The organism is Mesorhizobium sp. M7A.F.Ca.US.005.03.2.1, from assembly GCF_003997795.1.
Lineage (GTDB): Bacteria > Pseudomonadota > Alphaproteobacteria > Rhizobiales > Rhizobiaceae > Mesorhizobium > Mesorhizobium ciceri.
Map to the genome: position 1 here is coordinate 1 of NZ_RZRP01001362.1, position 981 is coordinate 981.

Genomic DNA, 981 nt, shown 5'->3' on the forward strand with positions numbered 1-981 from the left:
ATGGTGCGCAGTAGAACGGATTTGCCAGCGCCCGAGGCGCCGACAAATCCAAGGATTTCGCCGCGCCTTATGTCGAGCGACAGTCTGTCGAGGATAAGCTTGTCGGCAAAGGAAACGCTGATGTCGTGCGCGGAAAGCACGATATCGCCCTCGCCCGCGTCATCCGCCAATGCACCCGCCCTTTTCCTGTTTCGCAGCTTCATCTCAGAACTCGATCGCTGCGTAGAACATGGCAAAAAGCCCGTCGAGGATGATGACGACGAAGATCGACTTCACCACAGAGGCGGTGACGTGCTGGCCGAGCGATTCGGCGCTGCCGCCGACCTTCATGCCTTCGACCGAGGCAATCGTGCCGATGATCATGGCCATGAACGGCGCCTTGATCAGGCCCGCAAAGATGGTGCTGAGATCGATGGCGACACGCAGCCGGTCGATGAAGGCGGCGGGTGGAATGTCGGAATAGAGCCAGGCAGCCAGGATGCCGCCGCCGAGTGCGGCGAAATTGGCGATGATGGTCAGGCACGGCAAGGCGATGACCAGCGCCACAAGGCGCGGAAAGACCAGGACGCCGATCGGGTTAAGTCCGATGACCTTCAGCGCGTCGACCTCCTCGCGCATCTTCATCGAGCCGATCTCGGCGGTGATCGCGCTGCCGGAGCGGCCGGCGATCATGATCGCCGTCATCAGCACGCCGAGTTCGCGCAGGATCAGCACGCCGACGAGGTCGACGACGAAGATATCGGCGCCGAAATAGCTGAGCTGATAGGCGCCCTGCTGGGCAACGATGGCGCCGACGATCGCCGACATCAGCACCACCACCGGAATGGCGCCGACGCCCATACGGTCGATCTGGTTGAAAATCGCCGCCGGGTTGACGGCATGGCCACGGCCGAGCTTCATCTGCGCGCCACGGATGGTGGCGCCGAGGATGTTCATCGACGCGAGAAAATCGTCGCGCATCTCGTAGCCCCGGCGGCCAAC

2 protein-coding genes are annotated in these 981 nt (G+C 62.5%); both read right to left on the reverse strand.

Annotated features, from left to right (window positions below):
* Positions 1–203, reverse strand: a 203-nt coding sequence (locus tag EN991_RS37790) for an ATP-binding cassette domain-containing protein (protein WP_127370607.1), incomplete at its 3' end; no start/stop codon positions are given.
* A 1-nt stretch (position 204) separates the two neighbouring features.
* On the reverse strand, positions 205–981 hold a 777-nt coding region (locus tag EN991_RS37795; RefSeq protein ID WP_164769731.1), incomplete at its 5' end, for an ABC transporter permease.